This is a genomic window from Eubacterium sp. AF19-12LB, from assembly GCF_003479125.1.
Classification (GTDB): domain Bacteria; phylum Bacillota; class Clostridia; order Lachnospirales; family Lachnospiraceae; genus Eubacterium_U; species Eubacterium_U album.
In genome coordinates, this window is the sequence record NZ_QUGP01000002.1 from 19313 (window position 1) to 44747 (window position 25435).

At 33.2% G+C, this 25435-nt stretch carries 21 protein-coding genes and 1 tRNA gene; 18 read left to right on the forward strand and 4 right to left on the reverse strand.

Features of this window, described 5'->3' with window-relative positions; translation table 11 throughout:
- The first annotated feature begins 125 nt into the window (after positions 1–125).
- The 9 genes from DWX29_RS01760 to DWX29_RS01805 all read left to right on the forward strand — a co-directional run bounded on the left by DWX29_RS01760 (position 126) and on the right by DWX29_RS01805 (position 10815).
- The gene (locus DWX29_RS01760) at positions 126–1049 is read left to right on the forward strand and encodes an aldo/keto reductase (RefSeq protein WP_022088601.1); all 924 of its coding nucleotides are present in this window, start codon (positions 126–128) and stop codon (positions 1047–1049) included.
- A gap of 18 nt (positions 1050–1067) precedes the next feature.
- The gene (tgt, locus tag DWX29_RS01765) at positions 1068–2204 is read left to right on the forward strand and encodes a tRNA guanosine(34) transglycosylase Tgt (RefSeq protein ID WP_022088602.1); all 1137 of its coding nucleotides are present in this window, start codon (positions 1068–1070) and stop codon (positions 2202–2204) included.
- Between the two features lie 19 nt (positions 2205–2223).
- The gene (gene yajC / locus DWX29_RS01770; RefSeq protein WP_346432181.1) at positions 2224–2532 is read left to right on the forward strand and encodes a preprotein translocase subunit YajC; all 309 of its coding nucleotides are present in this window, start codon (positions 2224–2226) and stop codon (positions 2530–2532) included.
- A 449-nt stretch (positions 2533–2981) separates the two neighbouring features.
- A complete protein-coding gene (gene leuB, locus DWX29_RS01780) occupies positions 2982–4064 on the forward strand; it encodes a 3-isopropylmalate dehydrogenase (protein ID WP_022087950.1) in 1083 nt (360 codons plus the stop codon).
- An 18-nt stretch (positions 4065–4082) separates the two neighbouring features.
- Positions 4083–5750, forward strand: coding sequence for a dihydroxy-acid dehydratase (gene ilvD / locus DWX29_RS01785; RefSeq protein WP_117909252.1), 1668 nt, complete (start codon positions 4083–4085; stop codon positions 5748–5750).
- A 17-nt stretch (positions 5751–5767) separates the two neighbouring features.
- Positions 5768–7459, forward strand: a complete 1692-nt coding sequence (ilvB, locus tag DWX29_RS01790) for a biosynthetic-type acetolactate synthase large subunit (protein WP_022087948.1) — start codon at positions 5768–5770, stop codon at positions 7457–7459.
- Positions 7460–7498: 39 nt separating this feature from the next.
- Positions 7499–8581, forward strand: coding sequence for a 3-phosphoserine/phosphohydroxythreonine transaminase (serC, locus tag DWX29_RS01795; RefSeq protein WP_022087947.1), 1083 nt, complete (start codon positions 7499–7501; stop codon positions 8579–8581).
- 15 nt (positions 8582–8596) lie between these two features.
- Positions 8597–9760, forward strand: a complete 1164-nt coding sequence (locus DWX29_RS01800) for a phosphoglycerate dehydrogenase (protein WP_117909256.1) — start codon at positions 8597–8599, stop codon at positions 9758–9760.
- A gap of 161 nt (positions 9761–9921) precedes the next feature.
- Entirely contained in the window at positions 9922–10815 is an 894-nt protein-coding gene (locus tag DWX29_RS01805; protein WP_118565040.1) for a mechanosensitive ion channel domain-containing protein, read from the forward strand.
- Between the two features lie 140 nt (positions 10816–10955).
- On the opposite strand, the gene argH is transcribed toward DWX29_RS01805, so the two are convergent.
- A complete protein-coding gene (argH, locus tag DWX29_RS01810) occupies positions 10956–12329 on the reverse strand; it encodes an argininosuccinate lyase (protein ID WP_118565041.1) in 1374 nt (457 codons plus the stop codon).
- 528 nt (positions 12330–12857) lie between these two features.
- On the opposite strand from argH, the gene DWX29_RS01815 reads away from it, so the two are divergent.
- A complete protein-coding gene (locus DWX29_RS01815) occupies positions 12858–13793 on the forward strand; it encodes a tRNA-dihydrouridine synthase family protein (RefSeq protein ID WP_118565042.1) in 936 nt (311 codons plus the stop codon).
- Between the two features lie 155 nt (positions 13794–13948).
- On the opposite strand, the gene htpG is transcribed toward DWX29_RS01815, so the two are convergent.
- Together htpG and DWX29_RS01825 are read right to left on the reverse strand one after the other, a co-directional pair.
- A complete protein-coding gene (gene htpG, locus DWX29_RS01820) occupies positions 13949–15949 on the reverse strand; it encodes a molecular chaperone HtpG (protein ID WP_118565043.1) in 2001 nt (666 codons plus the stop codon).
- A 234-nt stretch (positions 15950–16183) separates the two neighbouring features.
- Positions 16184–16675 (reverse strand): DUF5721 family protein, encoded by a 492-nt coding sequence (locus DWX29_RS01825; protein ID WP_022087941.1) that lies wholly within the window; start codon positions 16673–16675, stop codon positions 16184–16186.
- A 312-nt stretch (positions 16676–16987) separates the two neighbouring features.
- Here DWX29_RS01825 and DWX29_RS01830 point away from each other — a divergent pair, with 312 nt between their 5' ends.
- Together DWX29_RS01830 and DWX29_RS01835 are read left to right on the forward strand one after the other, a co-directional pair.
- The gene (locus DWX29_RS01830) at positions 16988–18169 is read left to right on the forward strand and encodes an SPFH domain-containing protein (RefSeq protein WP_117909268.1); all 1182 of its coding nucleotides are present in this window, start codon (positions 16988–16990) and stop codon (positions 18167–18169) included.
- Between the two features lie 32 nt (positions 18170–18201).
- Positions 18202–19608 carry a TFIIB-type zinc ribbon-containing protein gene (locus DWX29_RS01835; RefSeq protein WP_118565044.1) on the forward strand — a complete coding sequence of 469 codons (1407 nt, stop codon included), beginning with the start codon at positions 18202–18204 and terminating at the stop codon, positions 19606–19608.
- Positions 19609–19660: 52 nt separating this feature from the next.
- On the opposite strand, the gene DWX29_RS01840 is transcribed toward DWX29_RS01835, so the two are convergent.
- Positions 19661–19733, reverse strand: a tRNA-Thr gene (locus tag DWX29_RS01840).
- Between the two features lie 218 nt (positions 19734–19951).
- Here DWX29_RS01840 and DWX29_RS01845 point away from each other — a divergent pair.
- The 6 genes from DWX29_RS01845 (at position 19952) to DWX29_RS01870 (ending at position 25430) form a co-directional block, all read left to right on the forward strand.
- Positions 19952–20530 (forward strand): hypothetical protein, encoded by a 579-nt coding sequence (locus tag DWX29_RS01845; protein WP_022087938.1) that lies wholly within the window; start codon positions 19952–19954, stop codon positions 20528–20530.
- A 110-nt stretch (positions 20531–20640) separates the two neighbouring features.
- Positions 20641–21009 (forward strand): hypothetical protein, encoded by a 369-nt coding sequence (locus DWX29_RS01850; RefSeq protein WP_118565045.1) that lies wholly within the window; start codon positions 20641–20643, stop codon positions 21007–21009.
- Between the two features lie 73 nt (positions 21010–21082).
- On the forward strand, positions 21083–22168 hold the full coding sequence (gene asd / locus DWX29_RS01855) for an aspartate-semialdehyde dehydrogenase (RefSeq protein WP_118565046.1): 1086 nt from the start codon (positions 21083–21085) through the stop codon (positions 22166–22168).
- A gap of 153 nt (positions 22169–22321) precedes the next feature.
- Positions 22322–23272, forward strand: coding sequence for a LysR family transcriptional regulator (locus DWX29_RS01860; RefSeq protein WP_118565047.1), 951 nt, complete (start codon positions 22322–22324; stop codon positions 23270–23272).
- A gap of 442 nt (positions 23273–23714) precedes the next feature.
- Complete coding sequence (locus DWX29_RS01865; RefSeq protein ID WP_117909272.1) at positions 23715–24407, forward strand: iron-sulfur cluster assembly scaffold protein; 693 nt, start codon at positions 23715–23717, stop codon at positions 24405–24407.
- Positions 24408–24419: 12 nt separating this feature from the next.
- The gene (locus tag DWX29_RS01870; RefSeq protein WP_117909274.1) at positions 24420–25430 is read left to right on the forward strand and encodes a GGGtGRT protein; all 1011 of its coding nucleotides are present in this window, start codon (positions 24420–24422) and stop codon (positions 25428–25430) included.
- Positions 25431–25435 lie beyond the last annotated feature (5 nt).

Sequence of the window (25435 nt, forward strand, 5' to 3'; positions counted from 1 at the left end):
ATCTGCTTTTTTATTTCAATAATCTATATAGATTATAACCTCCTTGAATTAACTACCAAAATCCATTATTATATAAAGGATTGGACTAATGAAATTTGGTAATAATTTAGAGAGGTATAAATCGAATGAAACAGATAAAATTAGGAAAGACAAATATATCAGTACCGGCAATCGTTTTAGGTTGTATGAGATTAGGAGCACTTGATTTAAAAACAGCAGAAAAATTTATCAATACAGCTTTGGAACTTGGTATTAATCATATTGACCATGCAGATATTTATGGTGGCGGTAGTTGTGAAGAGTTATTCGGAAAGGCAGCAAAACTTAACATTTCAACAAATAGAGAAAAATTCTTTATTCAGTCCAAATGTGGTATTGTTCCGGGTGTTATGTATGATTTTTCAAAGGAACACATCATTAATTCAGTAGACGGAATACTTAAGAGACTTGGAACAGATTATTTGGATGCATTATTACTTCACAGACCGGATGCATTAATGGAACCTGAGGTTGTAGCTGATGCATTTGATACATTAGAAAAGAGTGGAAAGGTAAGAAATTTTGGCGTTTCAAATATGAATCCTATGCAGATTCAGTTGCTTCAAAAATATGTTAAGCAACCGATTTGTGCAAATCAGCTTCAATTAAGTATTACAAATTCAAATATGATTAGTCAGGGTCTTGAAGTAAACATGTCATCTGATGGGGCTGTAAATAGAGATGGAGCAGTTCTTGATTTTTGCAGATTAAACGATATAACAATTCAGACTTGGTCTCCGTTCCAGTATGGATTTTTTGAAGGTGTGTTTATTGGAAATGATAAATTCCCTGAACTTAACAAAGTTATTGATGAATTGGCACAAAAATATAATGTGACTCCTACAACAATTGTGACAGCGTGGATATTAAGACATCCGGCTAATATGCAGATGATTGCAGGAACAACAAATCTCGAAAGATTAAAACAGATTGCACAAGCATCTGATATTGAAATTTCAAGAGAAGAATGGTATAAATTATATTTGTCTGCCGGACACATATTACCATAAAGAAGGAAAGAAAATTTTATGTATAAAATATTGAAAACTGATGGTTTGGCTAAGCGTGGAGAATTCGAAACAGTTCACGGTACAATCCAGACACCGGTATTTATGAATGTAGGAACTGCTGCAGCAATTAAGGGAGCAGTAGGAACAGAAGATTTACAACAGATAAAGACTCAGGTCGAATTGTCAAATACATATCATTTGCATGTACGACCGGGAGACCACATTGTAAAACAACTTGGAGGTCTTCATAAGTTTATGAATTGGGATAAGCCTATTCTTACGGATTCAGGTGGATTTCAGGTATTTTCGCTTGCAGGACTTAGAAAGATAAAAGAAGAGGGCGTATATTTTCAGTCTCATGTAGATGGAAGAAAGATTTTTATGGGACCTGAAGAAAGTATGCAGATTCAGTCAAATTTAGCTTCAACAATTGCTATGGCGTTTGATGAATGTCCTTCAAGTGTTGCATCAAGAGAATATATTCAGGCATCTGTAAATAGAACAACAAGATGGCTTGAGAGATGTAAGAATGAAATGAACAGATTAAATAGTCTTGAAGATACAATTAATAAAAATCAGATGCTGTTTGGTATTAATCAGGGTGGAATATATGATGATATTCGTATTGAACATGCAAAAGCGATAACTGAAATGGATTTAGACGGATATGCAGTAGGTGGACTTGCAGTAGGTGAAAGTCATGAAGAAATGTATAGAATCCTTGAATCAGTGGTACCTTATTTACCACAGAATAAACCAACTTATCTTATGGGAGTTGGAACACCTGCTAATATTTTAGAAGCAGTTGATAGAGGTGTTGATTTCTTCGACTGTGTATATCCTACAAGAAATGGACGCCATGGACATTTGTATACTAATAAGGGCAAGATTAACTTATTTAATGCAAAATATGAGACAGATGACAGACCAATTGAAGAAGGATGTCAGTGTCCTGCATGTAAACATCATAGCCGTGCATACATCAGACATTTGCTCAAAGCAAAAGAAATGCTAGGAATGAGATTATGTGTGTTGCATAATTTGTATTTTTATAATACAATGATGGAAGAAATTCGAGCTGCCATAGAAGCAGGAAATTATAGTGAATATAAAGCAAAGAAATTAGAAGGCTTTAAAGAAAACGACAAGCGTTAGGAGGATTAAAATGACAGATATGTTATTAGCTTCATCATCAACAGGTGGTGCAATGGGAACAGTTATGATGATTGTTTGGTGTGTGGTAATCTTTGGATTTATGTATTTTGCAATGATTCGTCCACAGAAAAAACAGGAAAAGAGACAGGATGAAATTAGAGAAAGTGTAGCTGTTGGAGACAGTATTCTTACAACAAGTGGATTTTACGGAATGGTTATTGATGTTCAGGACGATATGGTTATCGTAGAATTTGGTAATAACAAAAACTGCAGAATCCCAATGCAGAAAACTGCAATTGTTGATGTTGAAAAAGCAGACGCAGAATAATTAAGATTAAGATTTAGAGAGAAGTTCGAAAAGAATTTCTCTCTTTTGTTATACACAATGAGCCAAGCACTTTCTGCTTTTTGCTTGCAAAAAAAGCAGAAAGTGTTTGGCGAATGTATAATCACCGAAAAGAAGCAAAGCGGATTTGAGGTGGTTATAAATGGCGGAGCCATGTGTATAACAAAACTCAAGCATCAGAAAGTGTTTGGCAAATGTATAATCACCGAAAGGAAGCAAAGCGGATTTGCGGTAGTTATAAATGGCGAAGCCATGTGTATAACAAAAAAATAAGCAGAAAATAAAATAACATAATTAATATATATCAAGAAAATAGATATATATGTATGGTTGAAAAAATGTCGTATTTGCGATAAAATGTAAAAGTTAACGTGGATCTTTATACATATTAAAAACGTTACAAGATACTAAGAAAAAGAGAGGACAGAGCAATGGATTTTAATATTGCAGTTATTCCAGGTGATGGAATTGGACCCGAAATTGTAGCAGAAGCACAGAAGGTTCTCGACACTGTCGGTAAGAAATTTGGTCATTCTTTCAGTTATACTGAAGTTGATATGGGTGGAGTTTCAATCGACAAACACGGAGTGCCACTTACAGATGAAGCATTGGCAACAGCGAAAGCTAGTGATGCAGTACTTCTTGGAGCTGTCGGAGGTGTCGTGGGAAAGGATAGTTGGTATGATTTACCACCACATCTTAGACCAGAGGCAGGGTTGCTTGCAATTAGAAAAGGCTTAGGTCTATTTGCAAATTTAAGACCTGCTTATTTATATAAAGAATTAAAGGGTGCATGTCCATTAAAAGAATCTGTAGCAGATGCCGGATTTGACATGATAATTGTTAGAGAATTAACAGGTGGTCTTTATTTTGGTGAAAGAAAGACAGAAGAAGTTAATGGCGTAATGACAGCCATTGATACTTTAAAATATGACGAAAACGAAATTAGAAGAATCGCTATTAAAGCATTTGAAATTGCAATGAAGAGACGCAAGAGCGTTATTAGCGTTGATAAGTCAAATGTTTTAGATTCATCAAGACTTTGGGATAAGGTAGTTACAGAAGTAGCAAAGGATTATCCGGAAGTAACATTAACACATATGCTTGTTGATAACTGTGCAATGCAGTTAGTTAAAGATCCTGCACAGTTTGATGTAGTTGTTACTGAGAATATGTTTGGTGATATTTTATCAGATGAGGCAAGTATGGTAACAGGTTCAATTGGAATGCTTTCATCAGCAAGTCTTGCAGAAGGCAAATTTGGATTATATGAACCAAGTCATGGAGCTGCACCTGATATTGCAGGACAGAACAAGGCTAACCCAATTGCAACAATTCTTTCAGCTGCTATGATGCTTAGATATTCATTTGATTTAGATGAAGAAGCTAAGGCAGTTGAAGATGCAGTACAGAAAGTATTAGAAGATGGAATTCGTACAATTGATATTATGTCTGATGGGATGCAGATGGTTGGATGTAAAGAAATGGGCGATTGCATCTGTGAAAGAATATAGAATATATAGGAGGCAGTTATGAAGAGTGATGCAGTAACAAAAGGATTACAGCAGGCTCCACACAGATCATTATTCAATGCTCTGGGGCTTACTGAAGAAGAAATGAACAGACCATTAGTTGGTATCGTATGTTCATACAATGAAATTGTACCAGGTCATATGAATCTGGATAAAATAGCAAATGCAGTTAAAATGGGTGTCGCTATGGCGGGTGGTACACCTATTATGTTCCCGGCTATCGCAGTATGTGATGGTATTGCAATGGGACATATAGGAATGAAATATTCTCTTGTAACAAGAGATTTGATTGCTGATTCAACAGAAGCGATGGCATTAGCTCATCAGTTTGATGCATTAGTTATGATTCCTAACTGTGATAAGAATGTTCCCGGATTATTAATGGCTGCAGCAAGAATTAATGTTCCAACAGTATTTGTATCAGGTGGACCAATGCTTGCAGGTCATGTTAAGGGACAGAAGAGAAGCTTATCATCTATGTTTGAGGCAGTAGGTGCTCAGGCAGCAGGAAATATTACATTAGATGAATTAAAGGAATTTGAACAGAATGTATGTCCTACATGTGGTTCATGTTCTGGTATGTATACAGCAAATTCAATGAACTGTTTAACTGAAGCATTAGGTATGGGACTTAAAGGAAACGGAACAATCCCGGCTGTATATTCAGAAAGAATTAAACTTGCAAAACATGCCGGTATGAAGGTTATGGAATTGCTTGAAAAAGATATTAAACCAAGAGATATTATGACAAAGGATGCAATCTTAAACGCATTAACAGTAGATATGGCACTTGGATGCTCAACAAACAGTATGCTTCATTTGCCTGCAATCGCTCATGAAATTGGATTTGATTTTGATATTTCATTTGCTAATCCAATAAGTGAAAGAACACCTAACTTATGTCATTTAGCACCGGCAGGTCCTACATATATGGAAGATTTGAATGAAGCCGGTGGTGTATATGCAGTTATGAATGAGTTAGCAGAAGCAGGACTTCTTAACTTAGATTGCATGACAGTTACAGGAAAGACAGTTGGAGAAAATATTAAGGGGGCGGTTAACAAGAACCCTGAAGTTATCAGACCATTAGATAATCCATACAGTAAGACAGGTGGTCTTGCAGTATTAAAGGGAAATCTTGCACCGGATGGTGGTGTTGTAAAACGTTCAGCAGTTGTTGATGAAATGATGGTTCATGAAGGACCTGCAAGAGTATTTGACTGTGAAGAAGATGCAATCGCAGCTATTAAAGGTGGAAAGATTGTTCCTGGTGATGTTGTTGTTATTAGATATGAAGGACCAAAGGGTGGCCCTGGTATGAGAGAAATGTTAAATCCAACATCTGCCATTGCAGGTATGGGATTAGGTTCATCTGTTGCATTGATTACAGACGGACGTTTCTCAGGTGCTTCAAGAGGTGCATCTATCGGACACGTTTCACCGGAAGCAGCCGTAGGTGGTCCTATAGCATTAGTTGAAGAAGGAGATATTATAAAGATTAATATTCCTGAAATGACATTAAACATTGACGTTTCTGATGAAGAAATGGCAGCAAGAAAAGCAAAATGGCAGCCAAGAGAACCTAAGGTTACAACAGGATATCTTGCTAGATATGCATCTATGGTAACTTCAGGAAACAGAGGCGCAATTTTAGAAATAAAGAAATAAAAAGAGAGGGTAAAAATATGCAATTAACAGGTTCAGAAATAGTTGTTGAATGTTTGAAAGAACAGGGTGTTGATACAGTTTTTGGTTATCCTGGTGGAACAATTCTTAATATTTATGATGCTCTTTATAAACATTCAGATGAAATTACACATATATTAACATCCCATGAACAGGGAGCTGCACATGCGGCAGACGGTTATGCAAGATCAACAGGTAAGGTTGGTGTTTGTATGGCAACATCAGGCCCTGGAGCAACAAACCTTGTTACAGGGATTGCTACAGCATATATGGATTCAATTCCGATTGTTGCAATAACAGCAAATGTTGCTAAATCAGGACTTGGAAAAGATTCTTTCCAGGAAATTGATATTGTAGGTGCAACAATGCCATTTACAAAGCATAATTTTATAGTAAAGGAAATTGAAGATTTAGCAGATACAATTAGAAGAGCATTTACAATTGCTAAATCAGGAAGACCGGGTCCGGTATTAGTTGATATTACAAAGGATGTAACAGCTAATAAAACTGAATATACAAAGCAGACACCTAAGGCAATTGAACCATATACAGATACAATCAAAGAAGAAGATGTTGATCAGGTTGTAGAATTAATAAAAGGTTCAAATAAACCATTTATTATTGCCGGTGGTGGATTAGTAGCTTCCGGAGCACAGGATGAATTTAGAAAATTTGCAGACATAATTGATACACCTGTTTGTGACACTTTAATGGGTAAAGGTGCAATTGAAGGAACAAATGCACGTTATACAGGTATGATTGGTATGCATGGAACAAAGGCATCTAACTTTGGTGTAACACGATGCGATTTATTAATTGTTATTGGTGCAAGATTTAGTGATAGAGTTGTTGGTAATCCAAATAGCTTTGCACCGGATGCAAAAATTATACATATTGACATTGATCCAACTGAAATTAATAAGAATGTTAAGACAGATGCAAGCATTATAGGTGATGCAAATGAAATACTTAAGAGATTAAACACAAAGTTAGAAAAGCAGAATCATAAAGAATGGATGGATGAAGTTGGAGAATTAAAGAACAAATATCCATTAGCATTAGACAAAACAACATTAAATGGTCCGTCAATTATTGATGCATTATATGAAATAACAAATGGTGATGCAATTGTAACAACTGATGTTGGACAGCATCAGATGTGGGCTGCACAGTTCTATAAATATAAAGAAACAAGACAGTTAATTACATCAGGTGGTCTTGGTACAATGGGATATGGTGTTGGCGCCTGCATAGGTGCTAAGATGGCAAATAAAGACAGAATCTGTGTTAATATTGCAGGTGATGGATGTTTCAGAATGAATATGAATGAAATTGCTACAGCAACACGTTATAATATTCCAATTATTCAGATTGTAATTAATAACCATGTATTAGGTATGGTTAGACAGTGGCAGACATTATTCTATGGTAAACGTTATTCAAATACGGTATTAGATGATCAGGTTGATTTTGTTAAGATTTCAGAAGGAATGGGTGCAAAAGCATACAAATGTACAACAATTGATGAATTTAAAAATGCTTTAAAAGAATCAATTGAATTAAATATTCCTTGTGTAATAGATTGTCAGATTGACAGCGATGATAAGGTATTCCCAATGGTACCGGCTAATACATCAATTAGCGAAGCTTTTTCTGAAGAAGATTTAGCTGCAAAGGGATATGACTGCTAAGAGACAGTATATATAAAAATTAGGAGGAAATAGAAAGAAATGGCAAGAGTATACAATTTTTCAGCAGGACCTGCTGTATTACCAGAAGAAGTATTAAAAGAAGCAGCAGATGAAATGTTAGATTATAAGGGATGTGGAATGAGCGTAATGGAAATGAGCCATCGTTCAAAAATGTTCCAGCAGATTATTGATGAGGCAGAACAGGATATAAGAGATTTAATGGGTATTCCTGATAATTATAAAGTATTATTCCTTCAGGGTGGTGCATCACAGCAGTTTGCTGCAGTACCAATGAACTTAAAGAAGAATGGCAAGGCTGCTTACATCGTAACAGGACAGTGGGCTAAGAAAGCTGCTGCAGAAGCAGAAAAGTATCTTGAAGTACAAAGAGTTGCTTCATCAGCAGATAAAACATTCTCATATATTCCTGATTGTAGCGATTTAGATATTGACGATGATGTTGATTATGTATACATTTGTGAAAACAATACTATTTATGGTACAAAGTATCATGAATTACCAAATACAAAAGGACATACATTAGTAGCTGATGTATCTTCATGTTTCTTATCAGAACCTGTTGATGTATCAAAGTATGGTGTAATTTATGGTGGTGTTCAGAAGAACGTTGGACCGGCAGGTGTTGTTATTGCGATTATTAGAGAAGATTTAATTCCTGAGGAAGTTGATAGCACAGTTCCAACAATGCTTCAGTGGAAAACACAGGCAGATGCAGGATCACTTTACAATACACCTCCATGCTATGGAATTTATATTTGTGGAAAAGTATTTAAATGGATTAAGAAGATGGGTGGCCTTGATGCAATGAAGAAACGTAACGAAGAAAAGGCTAAGATTCTTTATGATTTCCTTGATAATAGCAAATTATTTAAGGGTACAGTTGTTCCAAAAGACCGTTCACTTATGAATGTACCTTTTGTAACAGGTGATGCTGATTTAGATGCTAAATTTGTAGCAGAAGCTAAAGCTGCCGGACTTGAAAATCTTAAAGGACATAGAACAGTTGGTGGTATGAGAGCAAGTATTTACAATGCTATGCCAATTGAAGGTGTTAAGGCATTAGTTGAATTTATGGAAAAATTTGAAAAAGAAAACGCATAATAAGGAGAAGGAAAAATGGTTAAGGTTAATTGTTTAAATCCTATTTCAAAAGTAGGAACAAGCAAATTTACAGATAATTACGAATTTACAGATAATTTTGAAGAAGCAAATGCAGTATTAGTAAGAAGTGCAGCAATGCATGATATGGAATTATCTGATAATCTTTTAGCAGTTGCAAGAGCAGGTGCAGGGGTTAACAATATTCCTTTAGACAAGTGTGCAGAAAAGGGTGTTGTTGTATTTAATACTCCGGGTGCTAATGCAAATGGTGTTAAGGAATTAGTATTATGCGGAATGCTTCTTGCATCAAGAGATATTATTGGCGGAAACAAATGGGTTGAAGACAATAAGGAAGACGAAAACATCAACAAGACAATGGAAAAAGCTAAAAAGAATTTTGCCGGCAATGAAATTATGGGCAAAAAGCTTGGAGTTATCGGACTTGGTGCAATTGGAAGTTTAATTGCAAATGCAGCTACTGAACTTGGAATGGAAGTATATGGTTATGATCCATTTATCTCAGTTGACGGAGCTTGGAGACTATCAAGTGAAGTTAAGCATGTAAAGACAAGAGAAGAGATTTACAAAGAATGTGATTTCATCACTGTTCATACACCGTTATTAGATGATACAAGAGAAATGATCAATAAAGATACAATCGCAATGATGAAAGACGGAGTTGTAATTCTTAATTTTGCAAGAGATTTACTTGTATGTGATGATGACATGATTGCAGCATTAGAATCAGGTAAAGTAAAGAGATATGTAACAGACTTCCCTAATGCTAAGATAGCTAAGGCAAAGAATGTTATTGCTACACCACATCTTGGCGCTTCAACTGAAGAGTCAGAAGATAATTGTGCTGTAATGGCAGTTAAAGAATTAAAAGATTTCATTGAAAACGGAAATATTATTAATTCTGTAAATTATCCAAAATGTGATTTAGGTGTATGTGACAAGGTTGCAAGAATTACAATTTGTCATAAAAATATTCCAAACATGATTGGTCAGCTTTCATCTGCAGTTGCTGCTGAAGGTATGAATATTTCAGATATGGTTGATAAATCAAGAGGAGATTATGCTTATACAATTATGGATTTAGATAGCAAAGCTACTGATAATTTAGTTGGAAAAATTGAAAAAATTGAAGGCGTAATTAAAGTACGTATCGTAAAATAATCAATTTTTAGCAAATACACATGTGATTAAAGGATTGAGTATGCCATTTAATGTATGCAATCCATAAGGCATATCACATTACATTATAAAAAGTCTTGGATAATAAACAGTCTAAGACTTTTTATTGTTTATAGTTATAATTAATTGGAAGGAGGAAACATATGTTAATGTTAGCTAGTGCTACTCAAAAAGAAGTAGAAAGTGTATCAGACAATATTGAACAATTATCAAAGGACGTGAGCAAATTATCACAGATAGGTAGTGATTTAATAGATAAAGCAGTAGCCTTTGGTATAGATATAATTATTGCAGTAATTATATTTGTAATTGGAAAATTTATAATTAAATTTATTCTTAAGTTTGTAGATAGAATATTTGCTAAATCATCAGCAGATGAAGGTGTAGCAAAATTTATTCACTCAGTATTAAAAGTTACTTTATATATTATACTTGCGATTACAATTTGTGGACAGGTAGGTATAGAAACAACATCATTTGCAGCAATTGTTGCTTCCGGAGGTTTAGCAATAGGTCTTGCATTTGAAGGAAGTTTATCAAATTTTGCAGGTGGAGTTATGATTTTAATTATGAAGCCGTTTACTGTAGGAGATTATATAGAATCAAATGGAGTAGAAGGAACAGTTTATAAAATTGATATTTTCTATACTTCTTTAAAAACAGTAGACAATAAATCTGTAAAATTACCAAACGGAACATTGTCAAATAGCATTTTAACGAATTATTCCATGAATGAAAAAAGAAGAGTGGATGTTGAGGTTGGTATAGGATACGATGATAATATAGAGCTTGCACGTAAAGAACTTGAAAAGGTTATGAACAGTTATTCTAACATAATGCGTGATGAATCAAATGTAGTTGTTGTTAAAAATCTAGCTGACAGTGCAATTATAATGGAAGTCAGAGTATGGGTTCCTACAGAATATTACTGGGATTGTAAATTCTATTTGAATGAACAGATAAGAGTAGCGTTTGATAAAGCAGGTATATCAATTCCATTTAATCAGCTTGATGTAAATGTACACAATGTAGATTAAGCTATTTTGATAAATAGTAGAGCCTATATTTTTATGAAAAAACTTAGTTACAAACTTATGTATCATATAATTGCTAAAAAAACTGAGGTTAATCCAATGGGATGGATTCAAACCTCAGTTTTTTATTAAAATAAATTCTTTTATTTGCTTAAATATTCTTTGTTAATAGCGATTACTTTATCCATAGCTTCTTTACCTGGAGCACCAATTGTTAAACGCTTATCAACACATGTCTTAAGACTGATTGCATCATATATATCTTCTTCAAATACTGGACTGATAGCCTTAAATTCATCTAATGTCATATCGTCAAGAGAAATACCTTTACCTTCACAGAATAAAACAAGCTGTCCAACAATACCGTGAGCATCTCTAAATGGAACTCCGTGATTTACTAAATAATCAGCAGCGTCTGTAGCGTTAGTAAATCCGTTTTTAGCGCTGCTTTCCATAACATCCTTATTGAATGTCATAGTATCAATCATTCCTGTAAATAATGCAATACAACCCTTTGTAGTGTCGATTGCGTCAAATGCAAATTCCTTATCTTCCTGCATATCTTTATTGTAAGCAAGAGGAATTCCTTTCATTGTAGTAAGAATAGAAGTGAGAGCACCATAAACACGTCCTGTCTTTCCTCTGATTAATTCAGCAATATCAGGATTCTTCTTCTGAGGCATAATACTTGAGCCTGTACTATAAGAATCGTCAATATTTACAAATCTGTATTCGTTAGAATTCCATATGATAATCTCTTCACAAAATCTGCTTAAATGCATCATAATTGTAGATAATGCAGACATCAATTCAATTACATAATCTCTGTCAGAAACGGAATCCATACTATTTAATGTCGGACCATCAAAATTAAGCAAAGAAGCAGTATATTCACGATCAAGAGGATATGTTGTTCCAGCTAATGCACCTGCACCTAAAGGACAATAATTCATACGGTCATAAATATCTGTTAATCTGCTACGATCTCTTTTAAACATTTCAAAATATGCTCCAAAGTGATGAGCTAATGTTACAGGCTGAGCTTTCTGTAAATGAGTAAATCCAGGCATAAAAGTCTCAGTATTTTCTTCCATAACTTTCATTATAGACAAAAGTAAAGTTTTTAATAATGAGTCAAGTTCAACTACTTCATCACGGACATATAATTTCATATCTAAAGCAACCTGGTCATTACGGCTTCTTCCTGTGTGCAATTTTTTACCAGGGTCACCAATTCTTTCAATAAGATGAGCCTCAACAAAGCTGTGAATATCTTCATGCTCAGGGGTAAACTCTAAATGTCCGTTTTCAATATCAGTCAAAATGCTATTTAATCCGTTAATAATTGCAACTTTATCTGATTCTTCAATAATACCCTGCTTTGCAAGCATAGTAACATGGGCAATGCTACCCTGAATATCCTGTTTATAAAATTTCTGGTCAAATGATAATGACGCATTAAAATTATGTACTAATTTATTTGTTTCTTTTGTGAAACGGCCTCCCCATAATTTCATATGTAATTCCTCATTTCTTTTTTTTGTATTTACATCTTACAAATATATTACAATAAACAAATTGATGAAAATCTTTTTGGTATAAACAAATTTCTGAATCGTTTTTGTTATATATTGCGCTAAGACATCTTTAAAATTATAGCATTATAACAGTAGTTTTTCAAATATATATTTGTAGAGTAGATATTTTGAAGCTATGCATATAATAATGTATTTTAATTAAAATTTATATTTTGAAAGTTATTACATAATTTTATAAATGGATTAAATTTAATAAAGCAAAAATATAACAACATATAACAACATATAAAAGTAAAATATAACAACAAATAAAACAAAATCGATACAATATAATAAGGATTTTTTTATGTGCACATATTTACATAATCATATAGAAATTATTATTTGAAAATATTCTGCAATATAATATAATGGTTCGTGGATTAAAAAATTAAATTAATGTTAGGATTAAAGCAGCTTCGTGTATTATGCATATAAAGTCCTGGCATTGAGATAAAAGGAAGAAAAATGAAATTATATTTAGCGCCATTAGAAGGAATAACAGGATACATATATAGAAATGCCTTAGCGGCAGTATTTGAACAACCGGATAAATTTTTTGCACCGTTTATAGGTACAAGTCAGAATAAAAAATTTTCTAATAAAGAAGTAAGAGATATAAATCCGCAAAATAATAAAATAAATGTTTTGATTCCTCAGCTTATGACAAAACAGACTGATCAGGCACTTAGTGCAATGAGTAAATTAAAAGATTACGGATATACAGAGGTTAATATAAATGCAGGCTGTCCGTCAGGAACAGTAGTATCAAAAGGACGTGGCTCAGGCCTTTTGAAAAATCTTGAAGATTTAGATATTTTGCTTGATAAAATGGTAAATGAGTCAGGGATGGAAATATCAATAAAGACGCGAATCGGAATGTATGAGCCGGAAGAATTTTACGAAATACTCGAAATATATAATAAATATAATTTAAAGGAATTAATTATACATCCAAGAGTGAGAGAAGATTTTTATAATAACACTCCTAATTTAGAAGTTTTTGAGTATGCTTATGAAAACAGCAAAAATAAACTTTGTTACAATGGTGATGTAAATAGCGTAGATGATTATAATAAAATTATAAAACGATTTCCAAACATAGATAGTGTAATGATTGGTCGTGGAGCAATTACTAATCCAAATATTTTTTCTGAAATACGAGGTGGTGAGAGAGTCACTAAAGAAAAATTGTATAGATTTAATGAAATTATATATAATGATTATAAAGAAGTAATGAGCGGTGATAGAAATCTTTTATTTAAGATGAAAGAAGCATGGAGATATATGTCACCACTATTTGAGAATTATGAAAAGAATTGGAAACGAATCAAGAAAGCAAATGATTTAAAACATTTTAATAGTGCTATTGAGGAAATGTTTAACTGTGATATTATAAATTAGATAGTATCGAATAGTTATAAAAATGGACACTTGAATTGATACACCATCAATTTTTTATCTGACTTTTGATGGCAGTACAAAATAAGTGCCCATTTTTTATTAGAGAAGAAGTGAACTGTAAACTATTTAACAATTATACATATTCTCAAATAATATTATTTAGTTATGATTTCAAGAATCTTGTTGCTTCTTTCAATAAAAGCTGTCATTGATTCCGGATTAAGAGGTGTATGACTAATCATTGCGAGGTCGTATAACTGCTTGCAAATTAAATCAGTATTTTCTCCCTCAGGATTATCAATGATATATTTAACAAGGTTGTTGTTTGAATTAAGAACCAGAGTTTCACCTGCACCACCAAACATTGAAGGATCCATTCCTGCCATTCCGTACATCTTCATCATGTCCTGCATACGACGGCTTTCTTCTGATAAAGTAATCATAGAAGAAATAGAAGAATCTTTCATCTTTTCAACCTTAACATCAAGAGTATCTCTGTTTAAAGATTTTTTAAATGTTTCAGTTAGTTTGTCAGTCATTTCTTTTAATTCATCTTCATTAACTTCTTCTTTGAAAGTATTTGTTAATTCAGCATCAATACGAACAAACTTTACATTTTCATTTTTTTGCTCTAATTGTGTTATAAATGGTTGGTCGATAGCATCCTTTAAAATAACAACATCTATATTCTCATTTCTGTACATATTAATGTACTGACTTTGCTGAACTGGGTCAGTTGTATAGAAGATTGTATTCTCATGAGCTTCTTTATTTTCCTCTAAGCATTCTTTAAATGTAAGGAATTTATCGTCAATATTTTTAAATAAAACGTAGTCAGACATTTTCTCACAGAATTTTTCATCTTTAAGGCATCCATATTTAATGAATGGTGAAATGTCATCCCAGTATTTTTCGTAATTTTCTTTATCTGTTTTGCACATTCCTGAAAGCTTATCAGCAACCTTCTTAGTAATATAATCAGAAATTTTCTTAACGAATCCATCATTCTGAAGAGCACTTCTTGATACGTTAAGTGGAAGGTCAGGACAATCAATTACACCCTTTAATACCATTAAAAATTCAGGAATAACTTCTTTTATATTATCTGCAATGAATACCTGATTGTTATATAATTTGATTACACCTTCAACGGATTCGAATTCAGTGTTAATCTTAGGAAAATAAAGAATACCCTTTAAGTTAAATGGATAATCCATATTTAAATGAATCCAGAATAAAGGTTCCTTATAATCCATAAATACTTCATGATAGAACTGTCTGTATTCTTCTTCAGTGCACTCATTTGGATGCTTTGTCCAAAGTGGAACAGGATTACTAATGCTCTTTGGTCTTTTAAGGATTTTAGCTTTAGTAGTAGCAGGAGAAACCTCTACAACCTCTTTAGTTCCATCTTCATTTTCTTTTTCTTCAGTTTTAGCTTCTTCAACAATAGTTTCAATTACTGTATCTTTGTCAGTTACTTCTGATTCAGGAATTGTATCATATTCCGGTTCAGCGTTTGGGTTAGAAAGGAATATTTCAACAGGCATAAAAGAGCAGTACTTGTGAATGATTTCACGTGCTTTGAACTCATTTGCAAATTCTAAGCTATCATCATTTAAATATAAAGTAATTTTTGTACCTCTGTCAGTCTTGTCACAGTCATCCATAGAAAATTCAAGTCCGTTTTCACATTCCCATTTTACTGCCTTAGAACCTTCTTTATAAGAAAGAGATTCAATAGTAACTCTATCTGCAACCATAAAAGCAGAATAGAAACCTAAACCAAAATGACCGATAATCTGATCTTCATTAGTTTTGTCTTTATACTGTTCAAGGAAAGCTTCGGCACCTGAAAAAGCAATCTGATTGATATATTCATCAATTTCTTCAGCTGTCATACCGATACCATTATCAATAAATGTTAATGTTTTGTCATTTGCATTAGCTATAACCTGAACTTTAAGTTCGCTTTCTTCATCATCTTTAAATTCGTACTCTCCGATAAGAGATAATTTTTTTAATTTTGTAATTGCATCGCAACCATTAGAAATAAGTTCTCTGAAAAATATATCGTGATCAGAGTATAACCATTTCTTTATAATTGGGAAAATATTTTCACTGTTAATAGATAAACTACCTTTTGTAGCTGCCATATATATCACTCCTTTATATAAATCTATTAGTGTTTGCAAATACTATTTCTTTTTATTTTATCAATTTTCACAATTCCGAAGTATTTGCATTCACCATAATTTTTACGCTTGATATATATTTTAGACAGGTCAAATGTAAAAGTCAAGAGAAAATTAGCACTCGATAAAAAAGAGTGCTAACAAATGTGCAAGAAGATGTGTTTATGAGTTTTAAAATTGTATTGAATTTATAATTTATTCGATTTCAAGTTCGAAATGCTGATTTAGTAAAGTAGTAATTTGTTTATCCCAGAATTTATCAATGGACTTGTCCATTGTAAATATACTTAAGGAGGTACCTGTAATAACATTTAACTTGTTGTTTTCATAATTAATATGTATGTACATTCCTAAAACCTGCGAAGCTTCAATGTTAGTATCAACAGAAGTTAACATTTTTTCAATATAAGAATTAGGAAGTTTTAATGTGATTTTAAATTTTAATGGAGCGTTTTTCCCTTTGATAATTTCAAAACATATATGTCTGATACTTCCCCATGAGATGAAATCGTCTTCAGGTTCTTCAAGTTCATTTTTTTTAATAAAATCTTTGTTAATACGCCCGTCAACAGAGAAAGTGTTGATTGTTGTTAATTCTAATTCGCTTACCAACATATAGTCAAATGTATCTTTTATAAAAATTGCGTTCATAAATTCGTTTTTACTAATCACATTAATTGCTATCATGGAATGTCTCCTTAAAAAATTCATAATAAATAATTTGCAATAATAACTATAACAAATTAGAAAAAGTCAGGCAATTAAAAAGTGGTAAAAATTAGTGTGAAAAATGATTTAAATTATCAAAGAATAAATTAAAATAAGTAAAGTAACAAAATTGACTTTTAAGGTTACAAATGATATAAAAGAATATAATTGTATTGGGTTTTATTTTTTCTGTAGAATGAATATAAATATAAAATAAAATGATATATTTTAAATAACGGGATGAGATGGATAAACAAAGATACAAAATAATTACATGAAAGGAACGGAAAAATGGGTTTTATTAAAGGAGCAATTGATGCAGTAGGTGGAACATTTGCAGATCAGTGGTTAGATTATTTTACACCACCGACAAATTTAGGAGCAGGAGCAGTTATATATAAGGCTGTTCTATCAGAAACGAACAGAGGAAGAGGATCAAATACAAAAGGTTCAGTAGGAATCATTTCTAATGGCTCAAAGGTAATAGTGCCTGAAGGAACTGCACTTATAACATTACAGGATGGTGCAATTACAGCTTGTATATGTGAGCCGGGAGAATATCTTTTTAAGTCTGATGATGTTAACGCAAAGTCATTTTTCGCAGGGGATTCTATAATTGAATCAGTAGTAAAACAGTCCTGGGAAAGATTTAAATTTGGTGGTGAACCATCAGCACAGCAGTTGGCTGTTTATGTTAATATGAAAGAAATTCCAAATAACAGATTTGGAACACAGTCAGAAATATATTGGGATGATGCATATTTGGGAACTCAGGTAGGAGCAATGACCAGAGGAACATATACAATGAAGATTGTAGACCCAATATTATTTGTAAAGAACTTTGTGCCTGCTACATATTTATTGCCTAATAACGAAGTATTTGACTTTGCAGATATGGATAATCCTGCAGGAGAACAGTTATTTAATGAAGTTGTTGGAAGTCTTTCAGCAGCATTTTCCAAATATACAAATGACCCGGAGCGAGGTAACAGAATAACTAAGATTCAGTCTGACCAGCTTGGCTTTGCAAAATCATTGTCTGAGGTAGTAGAAGAAGCATATCAGTGGAAAAGTGACAGAGGATTGGAAATTGTTAAGGTCGCAATTCAGACAATTGAATATGACGAAGATACTAAAGCGTTAATTAGCGACGTGAAAAAAGCTGACGCATTATCAGGAAACAGAGGAGCGTCATTTATGAATCAGGCTGTAGCAAGAGGATTTCAGGCAGCAGGTGAAAATCCAAATGGTGGAGCATCCGGTATGGCATTTATGGGAATGGGAATGAATGCAGTTGGCGGAATGATGAATAATCAGTTTGGACAGCAGAATATGAATATGGGACAGAATGCAGGTCAGCCAGCACAGGAAGATCCATATGAAAAATTAAAAAAAACAAAAGAACTTTTAGATGCAGGAATTATTTCGCAGGAGGAATTTGATGCATTAAAAGCAAAACTTTTAGGACTTTAATTTATATGAATTTGTGAAAGATGGAGGGTCTTATGTCGGAAAACGGACAGATAAAATGTGAAAAATGTGGCTCAACTGACATATCGCAAAATCCTAAAACAGGAAAATTAAGATGTAATTATTGTAGATATGAATTTGAACCTGAAAAATCAGAAGAAATCGTTACGGATGCAGGAAAACTAGAGGGAGAACATGTAAACAAAGGAGCAGAGGATATTACTGCAGGTGAAGATATAGTTACCTTAAAGTGTTCAAGTTGTGGAGCAGAAGTTGTTATAGATACAAGAGAAACAACACAGGCAAGATGTCATTGGTGTCGTAATACACTTTCAGTTAACAGCAAAGTGGCAAATGGAGCAGTACCGGATGTTGTTTTACCTTTTAGAATAACAAAAGACGAGGCAAAATCATCTATAGAAAACTTTGTCGGTAAAAGAAAGTTTTTTGCAAATAAGCAGTTTAAAAACGAATTTTCAATAGAAAATGTTATGGGTGTATATTTCCCTTATATGATTGTTGATGCAAATGAACATGTTGAACTTTCAGGAGAAGCTGAAAAAGAAGTAAAACAGTACAAAAAGGATTCTAAAGATTCCGTTACATATTATGATGCTCAGGGATATGACATAGAAAGAGAATTTGATATAGCAATAAATGGACTTACAATTGAAGCAAGCAGAGAACGAATAGACAACGCTTCGTCTATACAGACTAACAATATTGTTAATTCAATTATGCCATTTGATACAGAAAATTGTGTTAAATTTGATTCTAATTATCTAAGAGGGTATACATCTGAAAAGAGAGATATGAACGTGAAAGATATAGAACCACTGGCTACAAAACAGATTCATGATATATCACGAATTGCAGCTAAGACAACAACGAAGAAATACAACAGAGGCGTACGCTGGGATGTAGAAAATTATGAAAATAATGGTATAAACTGGAATGCTTCATATTTGCCGGTATGGTTATATAGTTATCTCGAAAAGAAAAATGAAAAAGAAAGGTTACATTATGTAGCTGTAAACGGTAGAACCGGAGAAACCATGGGAAGTGTACCGATTGATATTTCTAGGTTATTGTTAGTATCATTTATCGTTGAAATAATTAGTTTTGTAATATTTGCACTATGGAATATGAATGCAGATGATAGTGACTTTAGTTGGATTGTTTTATTAGCAGGTATAGCATTTTACATTATTAACTTTATGCGTTATAGAAATAGTGATGCAAGACATAATCATGAAACCGAAACGAACTATAAGATTAGTAATTTGATTCAAAAGGACAATAAACAGTCAAGAGTTAAAAAAGGTCTTACGGAATCTGATATTTCAGGAAGAAATGACAGTCGTTTAGAGGGCGTAACAAATTATGGAGACGTATTAGGTGATATAACCGATATGGGTAAAGAGTTAATAAAAAAATTATAAATGAAACTTATAAAGGCTATTAGATAATAGTAAATCTAATAGCCTTTTAATCAGCTCCTGACGGGATTCGAACCCGTGGCCTACGCATTACGAGTGCGTCGCTCTACCAACTGAGCCACAGAAGCGTGTCACACCTATATATAATACAAAATGATAAAATTGTTGTCAATTAATTATTAGATTAAATCTTAAATACGTGAACTAATTATTTACATTTCATTGTAAAGTGGTTATAATAACCGTATTGTCGGAAAGAAGAACTTTTTGACATCTTAAAAGTTAATTGTTAATATTTTTGTTGGCATTAATATTTAATCAGATTTAATGATTGTTAGGAGAGTCAATGACAAAAAAATATAAACCATACAGAACAGCGAATAACAGGGACATTTATAAAAAGTATGATAATAAACGTAACAGACTTGAAAATCCACAGAAATATGACAATGTCAAATTGTTTGGATTCCGCTCAGGAAAGTCTTATAAGATGATTCCGGCATTGTTATATTATGTATTAGTTATTTCATATGTGTTATTTAGTTTATATGGAGAATTTACATCACTTAAATTTGAACCACTAGATGTTGTTTTAGAGATATTTAAATATGTATTTATTCTCGTTGCAGTATTAAGTCCGGCATTATTTTTGTCAGATTTTAAATATATAGATAACATTCCGGTATTTAGAAAACATAATCCTGTTTCAGGGTTTATAGGTATTTTAGTTGTTATACTTTTATGCTATGGAATTATGCAGGTAGAAATATATTGTATGAGCGATACATATAAAACATCAGTACAAAAATATGATGAAGAATACCGGAAAAAGTTAGAAGAAAGACAAAAACAGTTAGAAGATGAATCGCTTCTTAACGAAGAAACATTGACTGTGGAAGAAACAACTGTTTCCATAGAAAAATAATCTGATATTAGGAAAAATGAGCAAAATTCATTTGCTATAAAAAAGTTTCCCATAATCGGCATCTGACTTAATTGAGAAACAAGACATATAATTGTAGGAGAAATGACAATATGAAAAAAAGAAGTAGTATAGTACTTGTTTGCGTAATAGTAATAGTAATTGCGTTAGCAGGAATAGTTGGATTTAATTCTTTAAAAGAAAGTGAAAGCAATAACAAGAAAGTTACAACGACTGAAGTTATCACAAAAAATACTGATAAAGAGAAAGAAACAACTACTGAACAGGAAACAGCAAAGATTAATAACAATGGTAATGGAAATAATTCAGCTGAAGATATATTCTTTGATGGAGATAAAGATGGTTCATCAAATGATACAAAAAATGATTCTTCAGATGATGTATTAAATGATAATAGTAACAAGAGTAATTCTACAGATGTAGATTCTAACAGTGATGATGATTGGTCAGATTTATACTAAATAAAAAATACATCTGATTGTTCATAATATATGGGTGGATTAATCACCAAAAATAAAAAAATGGAGAGGTCATATGGAAAAGAAATTGAAGGTTGGCGTTTTAGGCGCAACAGGAATGGTAGGACAGAGATTTATCACATTACTTGCAGATCATCCTTGGTATGAAGTTACAACATTAGCTGCAAGCCCACGTTCAGCAGGAAAGACTTATGAAGAAGCTGTAGGCGATAGATGGAAAATGACAACACCTATGCCTGAAAAAGTTAAGAACATGATTGTACACAATGTAAATGAAGTAGAAGCAGTAGCTTCAACAGTTGACTTTGTATTTAGTGCAGTTGATATGTCAAAGGATGAAATTAAGGCTATAGAGGAAGCTTACGCTAAAACAGAAACACCTGTAGTTTCAAATAATAGTGCACATAGATGGACACCTGATGTACCAATGGTTGTTCCTGAAATTAATCCTGAACATTATGAAGTTATTAAATATCAGAAAGAAAGACTTGGTACAAAGAGAGGGTTTGTTGCAGTTAAACCTAACTGCTCAATACAGAGTTATGCACCTGTTCTTACAGCTTGGAAAGAATTTGAACCTACAGAAGTAGTAGCTACAACATATCAGGCAATTTCGGGCGCAGGAAAAACATTTAAGGATTGGCCTGAAATGGTAGGAAATATCATTCCATTTATTGGTGGTGAAGAAGAAAAATCAGAACAGGAACCACTTAGACTTTGGGGAAAAGTTGAAGATGGTGTTATTAAAAAGGCAACAACTCCTGTAATAACAACTCAGTGTATCAGAGTACCGGTTCTTGATGGACATACAGCAGCAGTATTTGTTAAATTTGCTAAGAAACCTACAAAGGAACAGTTAATTGAAAAATTAAGAAACTTTAGTGGACTTCCACAGGAACTTGAACTTCCAAGTGCTCCAAAGCAGTTTATTCAGTACTTAGAAGAAGATAACAGACCACAGGTCTCATTAGATGTAAACTTTGAAAATGGTATGGGAATCTCAGTAGGTAGATTAAGAGAAGATACAGTATATGATTATAAATTTGTAGGATTATCTCACAATACTTTAAGAGGCGCAGCAGGCGGAGCAGTTCTTTCAGCAGAACTTCTTACAGCACAGGGATATATTACAGCAAAATAAGTAATCAAATAATTAATTTGAATTTTAAAGCAGATGGTGTCAATGATGCCATCTGCTTTTATATGCACCTAATGAATCTACAAAGGATACTCGACAGATTTGACGTATTAGTGATAAAATATAATTTAATATTCAATAGGATGGAGAAAAAAGATGAAGAATACAGGATTTTATTATGTTAAAGAAGTGGCGAAAGAAAAAAGCTTTTCTAAAGCGTCAAAGAAACTTGGAATTTCGCAACCGGCTTTAAGTTCATATATCAATAAATTAGAAAAAAAGTGGGGAATACTTTTATTTGACAGAAGTATATCACCTATTGAACTTACAGAATTTGGCAAATCATATTTAGAGTATGCGGGTTCAGTTATAGAAGCTAAAGAACGTTTTGAAAAAGAAATATCGGATTTAAATGAACTTAAAACCGGAACGATTGTATTAGGCAGTACTGCATGTTTTTCGTTGAGTTATTTGCCATATGCGTTAACAGAATATAGTAAAAAATATCCCGGAATTAACTTTCAGATAATAGAAGGAAAAACTCCGGATATTCAAAGAAAATGTTTAGACGGTACGGTTGATATTTTCCTTTCTGACAGTGATATAGATGATAGTTTATTTGAAAAAGAAGATATATTTGAAGAAAGAATTGTTATAGCGGTACCAAGGGAAAATGTCATAAATGAAAAGTTGAAAGATTATCAGGTTAGTCCTGAGACTATAATTGCAGGAAAACTGAATGATGAAGCTATAAAAGAAGTTGATATGTCTGAATTTAAAGATGAAAGATTTATATTATTAAATGAAGACCAAAGAGTTAGAAAGATTGTAAACAAATTGTTTGACGAATATTCAATTAGCCCGGAGGAAATAATGGAAATTCAGCAGTCAACAACAGGATTTGCAATGGCAGTGGCTGGAATGGGTGTGACTTTTGTTGCTGAAAGTGCAATTAAATTTAATAATTATGCAAATCATCCTATATATTACAAAGTGGGAACAAAAAAAAGTACAAGCAGAAAAATGTGTGTAGCATTTAAAAAAGGAAAATATATTTCAAAGGCAGGAAGATTGTTTATTAATGAAATGAAAACAATATTTGAATAAAAAATGAACAAAATATAATTTTTGTTTACAAAATAGCTACACAATGTGGAAAGCGTGTTCCATAATTAGCAAAAAAATAGGAATATATACATTTTGTATATAAAAATTGAAGGAGTGATATCATGAAAAAATCATTGAAGAGGGGTCTTTCATTTGACTTTCATTAACATTTCTCGTAACAAGTACACTTAATGTAGGATATCTTGAAATATCTCATCAAACAATAGTTATACTTACAACAACACCTGCAGTTACAATTTTTTTTGAAAGATTTTGTAAAACTATAGACTATTTTGTATTTTTATGAGAAAATAAACAAAGGTGTGGGCAGACTAAACGCTCACAAATAATACATAGTATAAGATGGGTAGCAGTACTTGTTTTATGCTAAAAATATGGGGATAGTTCCCTAGGTTATATTTCGAAAGGAGTATTTATTCAAATGATTTATTCAAAAGAAGTTGAAATGATGTGCCCTGTAGCTAAGGGTGCAAAGCATGAACCAGCTCCAATTCCAGAAGAAGGAAAATGGGTTCATTCAAAAAAAATCGAAGATATTTCAGGCTTTACACATGGTGTAGGCTGGTGTGCACCTCAGCAGGGAGCATGTAAGCTTACTTTAAATGTTAAAGAAGGTATCATTGAAGAAGCATTAGTAGAAACAATCGGATGTTCAGGTATGACACATTCAGCAGCTATGGCAGCTGAAATTCTTCAGGGAAAGACAATTCTTGAAGCTTTAAACACTGACTTAGTTTGTGATGCTATCAATACAGCAATGAGAGAATTATTCTTACAGATTGTATATGGTAGAACACAGAGTGCTTTCTCAGATGATGGTCTTGTAGTTGGTGCCGGACTTGAAGATTTAGGTAAAGGTCTTCGTTCACAGGTTGGTACAATGTACGCAACAAAGGCTAAAGGTGTTAGATACCTTGAAATGGCTGAAGGTTATGTAACAGGTATCGCTCTTGATGCTGATAATGAAGTTATTGGTTACCAGTTTGTAAATCTTGGAAAGATGACAGACTTTATTAAAAAAGGTGATGATCCTACAACAGCTTGGGAAAAATCAAAGGGTCAGTATGGACGTGTTGATGACGCTGTTAAGATTATCGATCCAAGAAAGGAATAGGAGGTAACAACAATGGCATTATTTGAATCATATGAAAGAAGAATTGATCAGATTAATTCTGTTTTAAATAGTTATGGAATCGCTTCTATCGAAGAAGCTGAAAAGATTACAAAGGACGCTGGATTAGATGTTTACGAACAGGTTAAAAAGATTCAGCCAATTTGTTTTGAAAATGCATGCTGGGCTTACACAGTAGGTGCAGCTATTGCTATTAAGAAAGGATGTAGAAGAGCTGCTGATGCTGCTGCAGCAATCGGTGAAGGTCTTCAGGCTTTCTGTATTCCTGGTTCTGTTGCCGACCACAGAAAAGTAGGTCTTGGACATGGTAACTTAGGAAAGATGTTACTTGAAGAAGAAACAGAATGTTTCGCATTCCTTGCAGGTCACGAATCATTCGCAGCTGCTGAAGGTGCTATCGGTATCGCTGAAAAAGCTAACAAGGTTCGTAAGAAACCTTTAAGAGTTATCTTAAATGGTCTTGGAAAAGATGCAGCTCAGATTATCTCAAGAATTAACGGTTTCACATTCGTTGAAACAAAATACGATTATAAAGAAGCTAAGTTAAACATTGTTTACGAAAAAGCTTACTCAGATGGACTTCGTGCAACTGTTAAATGTTACGGTGCTGACGATGTACAGGAAGGTGTTGCAATTATGCATCACGAAAACGTTGGTGTATCTATTACAGGTAACTCAACAAACCCAACTAGATTCCAGCATCCTGTTGCAGGTACATATAAGAAAGAATGTATCGAACAGGGTAAGAAGTATTTCTCAGTAGCATCAGGTGGTGGTACAGGACGTACACTTCATCCAGATAACATGGCTGCTGGTCCAGCTTCATATGGTATGACAGATACATTAGGACGTATGCATTCAGACGCTCAGTTCGCGGGTTCTTCATCAGTTCCAGCTCACGTTGAAATGATGGGTCTTATCGGAATGGGTAATAACCCAATGGTAGGTGCTACAGTAGCTGTAGCAGTTTCTGTTGAGGAAGCAGCTAACGCTGGCAAGTTCTAATCAAA

What these genes read in the sequence shown, in the direction of transcription:
- argH (WP_118565041.1), bottom strand. Translation starts at nt 12,329, where the DNA reads ATGAAATTATGGGGAGGCCGTTTCACAAAAGAAACAAATAAATTAGTA.
- DWX29_RS01870 (WP_117909274.1), top strand. Translation starts at nt 24,420, where the DNA reads ATGGCATTATTTGAATCATATGAAAGAAGAATTGATCAGATTAATTCT.
- tgt (WP_022088602.1), top strand. Translation starts at nt 1,068, where the DNA reads ATGTATAAAATATTGAAAACTGATGGTTTGGCTAAGCGTGGAGAATTC.
- DWX29_RS01800 (WP_117909256.1), top strand. Translation starts at nt 8,597, where the DNA reads ATGGTTAAGGTTAATTGTTTAAATCCTATTTCAAAAGTAGGAACAAGC.
- DWX29_RS01830 (WP_117909268.1), top strand. Translation starts at nt 16,988, where the DNA reads ATGGGTTTTATTAAAGGAGCAATTGATGCAGTAGGTGGAACATTTGCA.
- htpG (WP_118565043.1), bottom strand. Translation starts at nt 15,949, where the DNA reads ATGGCAGCTACAAAAGGTAGTTTATCTATTAACAGTGAAAATATTTTC.
- yajC (WP_346432181.1), top strand. Translation starts at nt 2,224, where the DNA reads ATGTTATTAGCTTCATCATCAACAGGTGGTGCAATGGGAACAGTTATG.
- DWX29_RS01865 (WP_117909272.1), top strand. Translation starts at nt 23,715, where the DNA reads ATGATTTATTCAAAAGAAGTTGAAATGATGTGCCCTGTAGCTAAGGGT.
- ilvD (WP_117909252.1), top strand. Translation starts at nt 4,083, where the DNA reads ATGAAGAGTGATGCAGTAACAAAAGGATTACAGCAGGCTCCACACAGA.
- DWX29_RS01760 (WP_022088601.1), top strand. Translation starts at nt 126, where the DNA reads ATGAAACAGATAAAATTAGGAAAGACAAATATATCAGTACCGGCAATC.
- DWX29_RS01815 (WP_118565042.1), top strand. Translation starts at nt 12,858, where the DNA reads ATGAAATTATATTTAGCGCCATTAGAAGGAATAACAGGATACATATAT.
- DWX29_RS01805 (WP_118565040.1), top strand. Translation starts at nt 9,922, where the DNA reads ATGTTAATGTTAGCTAGTGCTACTCAAAAAGAAGTAGAAAGTGTATCA.
- DWX29_RS01825 (WP_022087941.1), bottom strand. Translation starts at nt 16,675, where the DNA reads ATGATAGCAATTAATGTGATTAGTAAAAACGAATTTATGAACGCAATT.
- asd (WP_118565046.1), top strand. Translation starts at nt 21,083, where the DNA reads ATGGAAAAGAAATTGAAGGTTGGCGTTTTAGGCGCAACAGGAATGGTA.
- ilvB (WP_022087948.1), top strand. Translation starts at nt 5,768, where the DNA reads ATGCAATTAACAGGTTCAGAAATAGTTGTTGAATGTTTGAAAGAACAG.
- DWX29_RS01835 (WP_118565044.1), top strand. Translation starts at nt 18,202, where the DNA reads ATGTCGGAAAACGGACAGATAAAATGTGAAAAATGTGGCTCAACTGAC.
- DWX29_RS01860 (WP_118565047.1), top strand. Translation starts at nt 22,322, where the DNA reads ATGAAGAATACAGGATTTTATTATGTTAAAGAAGTGGCGAAAGAAAAA.
- serC (WP_022087947.1), top strand. Translation starts at nt 7,499, where the DNA reads ATGGCAAGAGTATACAATTTTTCAGCAGGACCTGCTGTATTACCAGAA.
- DWX29_RS01845 (WP_022087938.1), top strand. Translation starts at nt 19,952, where the DNA reads ATGACAAAAAAATATAAACCATACAGAACAGCGAATAACAGGGACATT.
- DWX29_RS01850 (WP_118565045.1), top strand. Translation starts at nt 20,641, where the DNA reads ATGAAAAAAAGAAGTAGTATAGTACTTGTTTGCGTAATAGTAATAGTA.
- leuB (WP_022087950.1), top strand. Translation starts at nt 2,982, where the DNA reads ATGGATTTTAATATTGCAGTTATTCCAGGTGATGGAATTGGACCCGAA.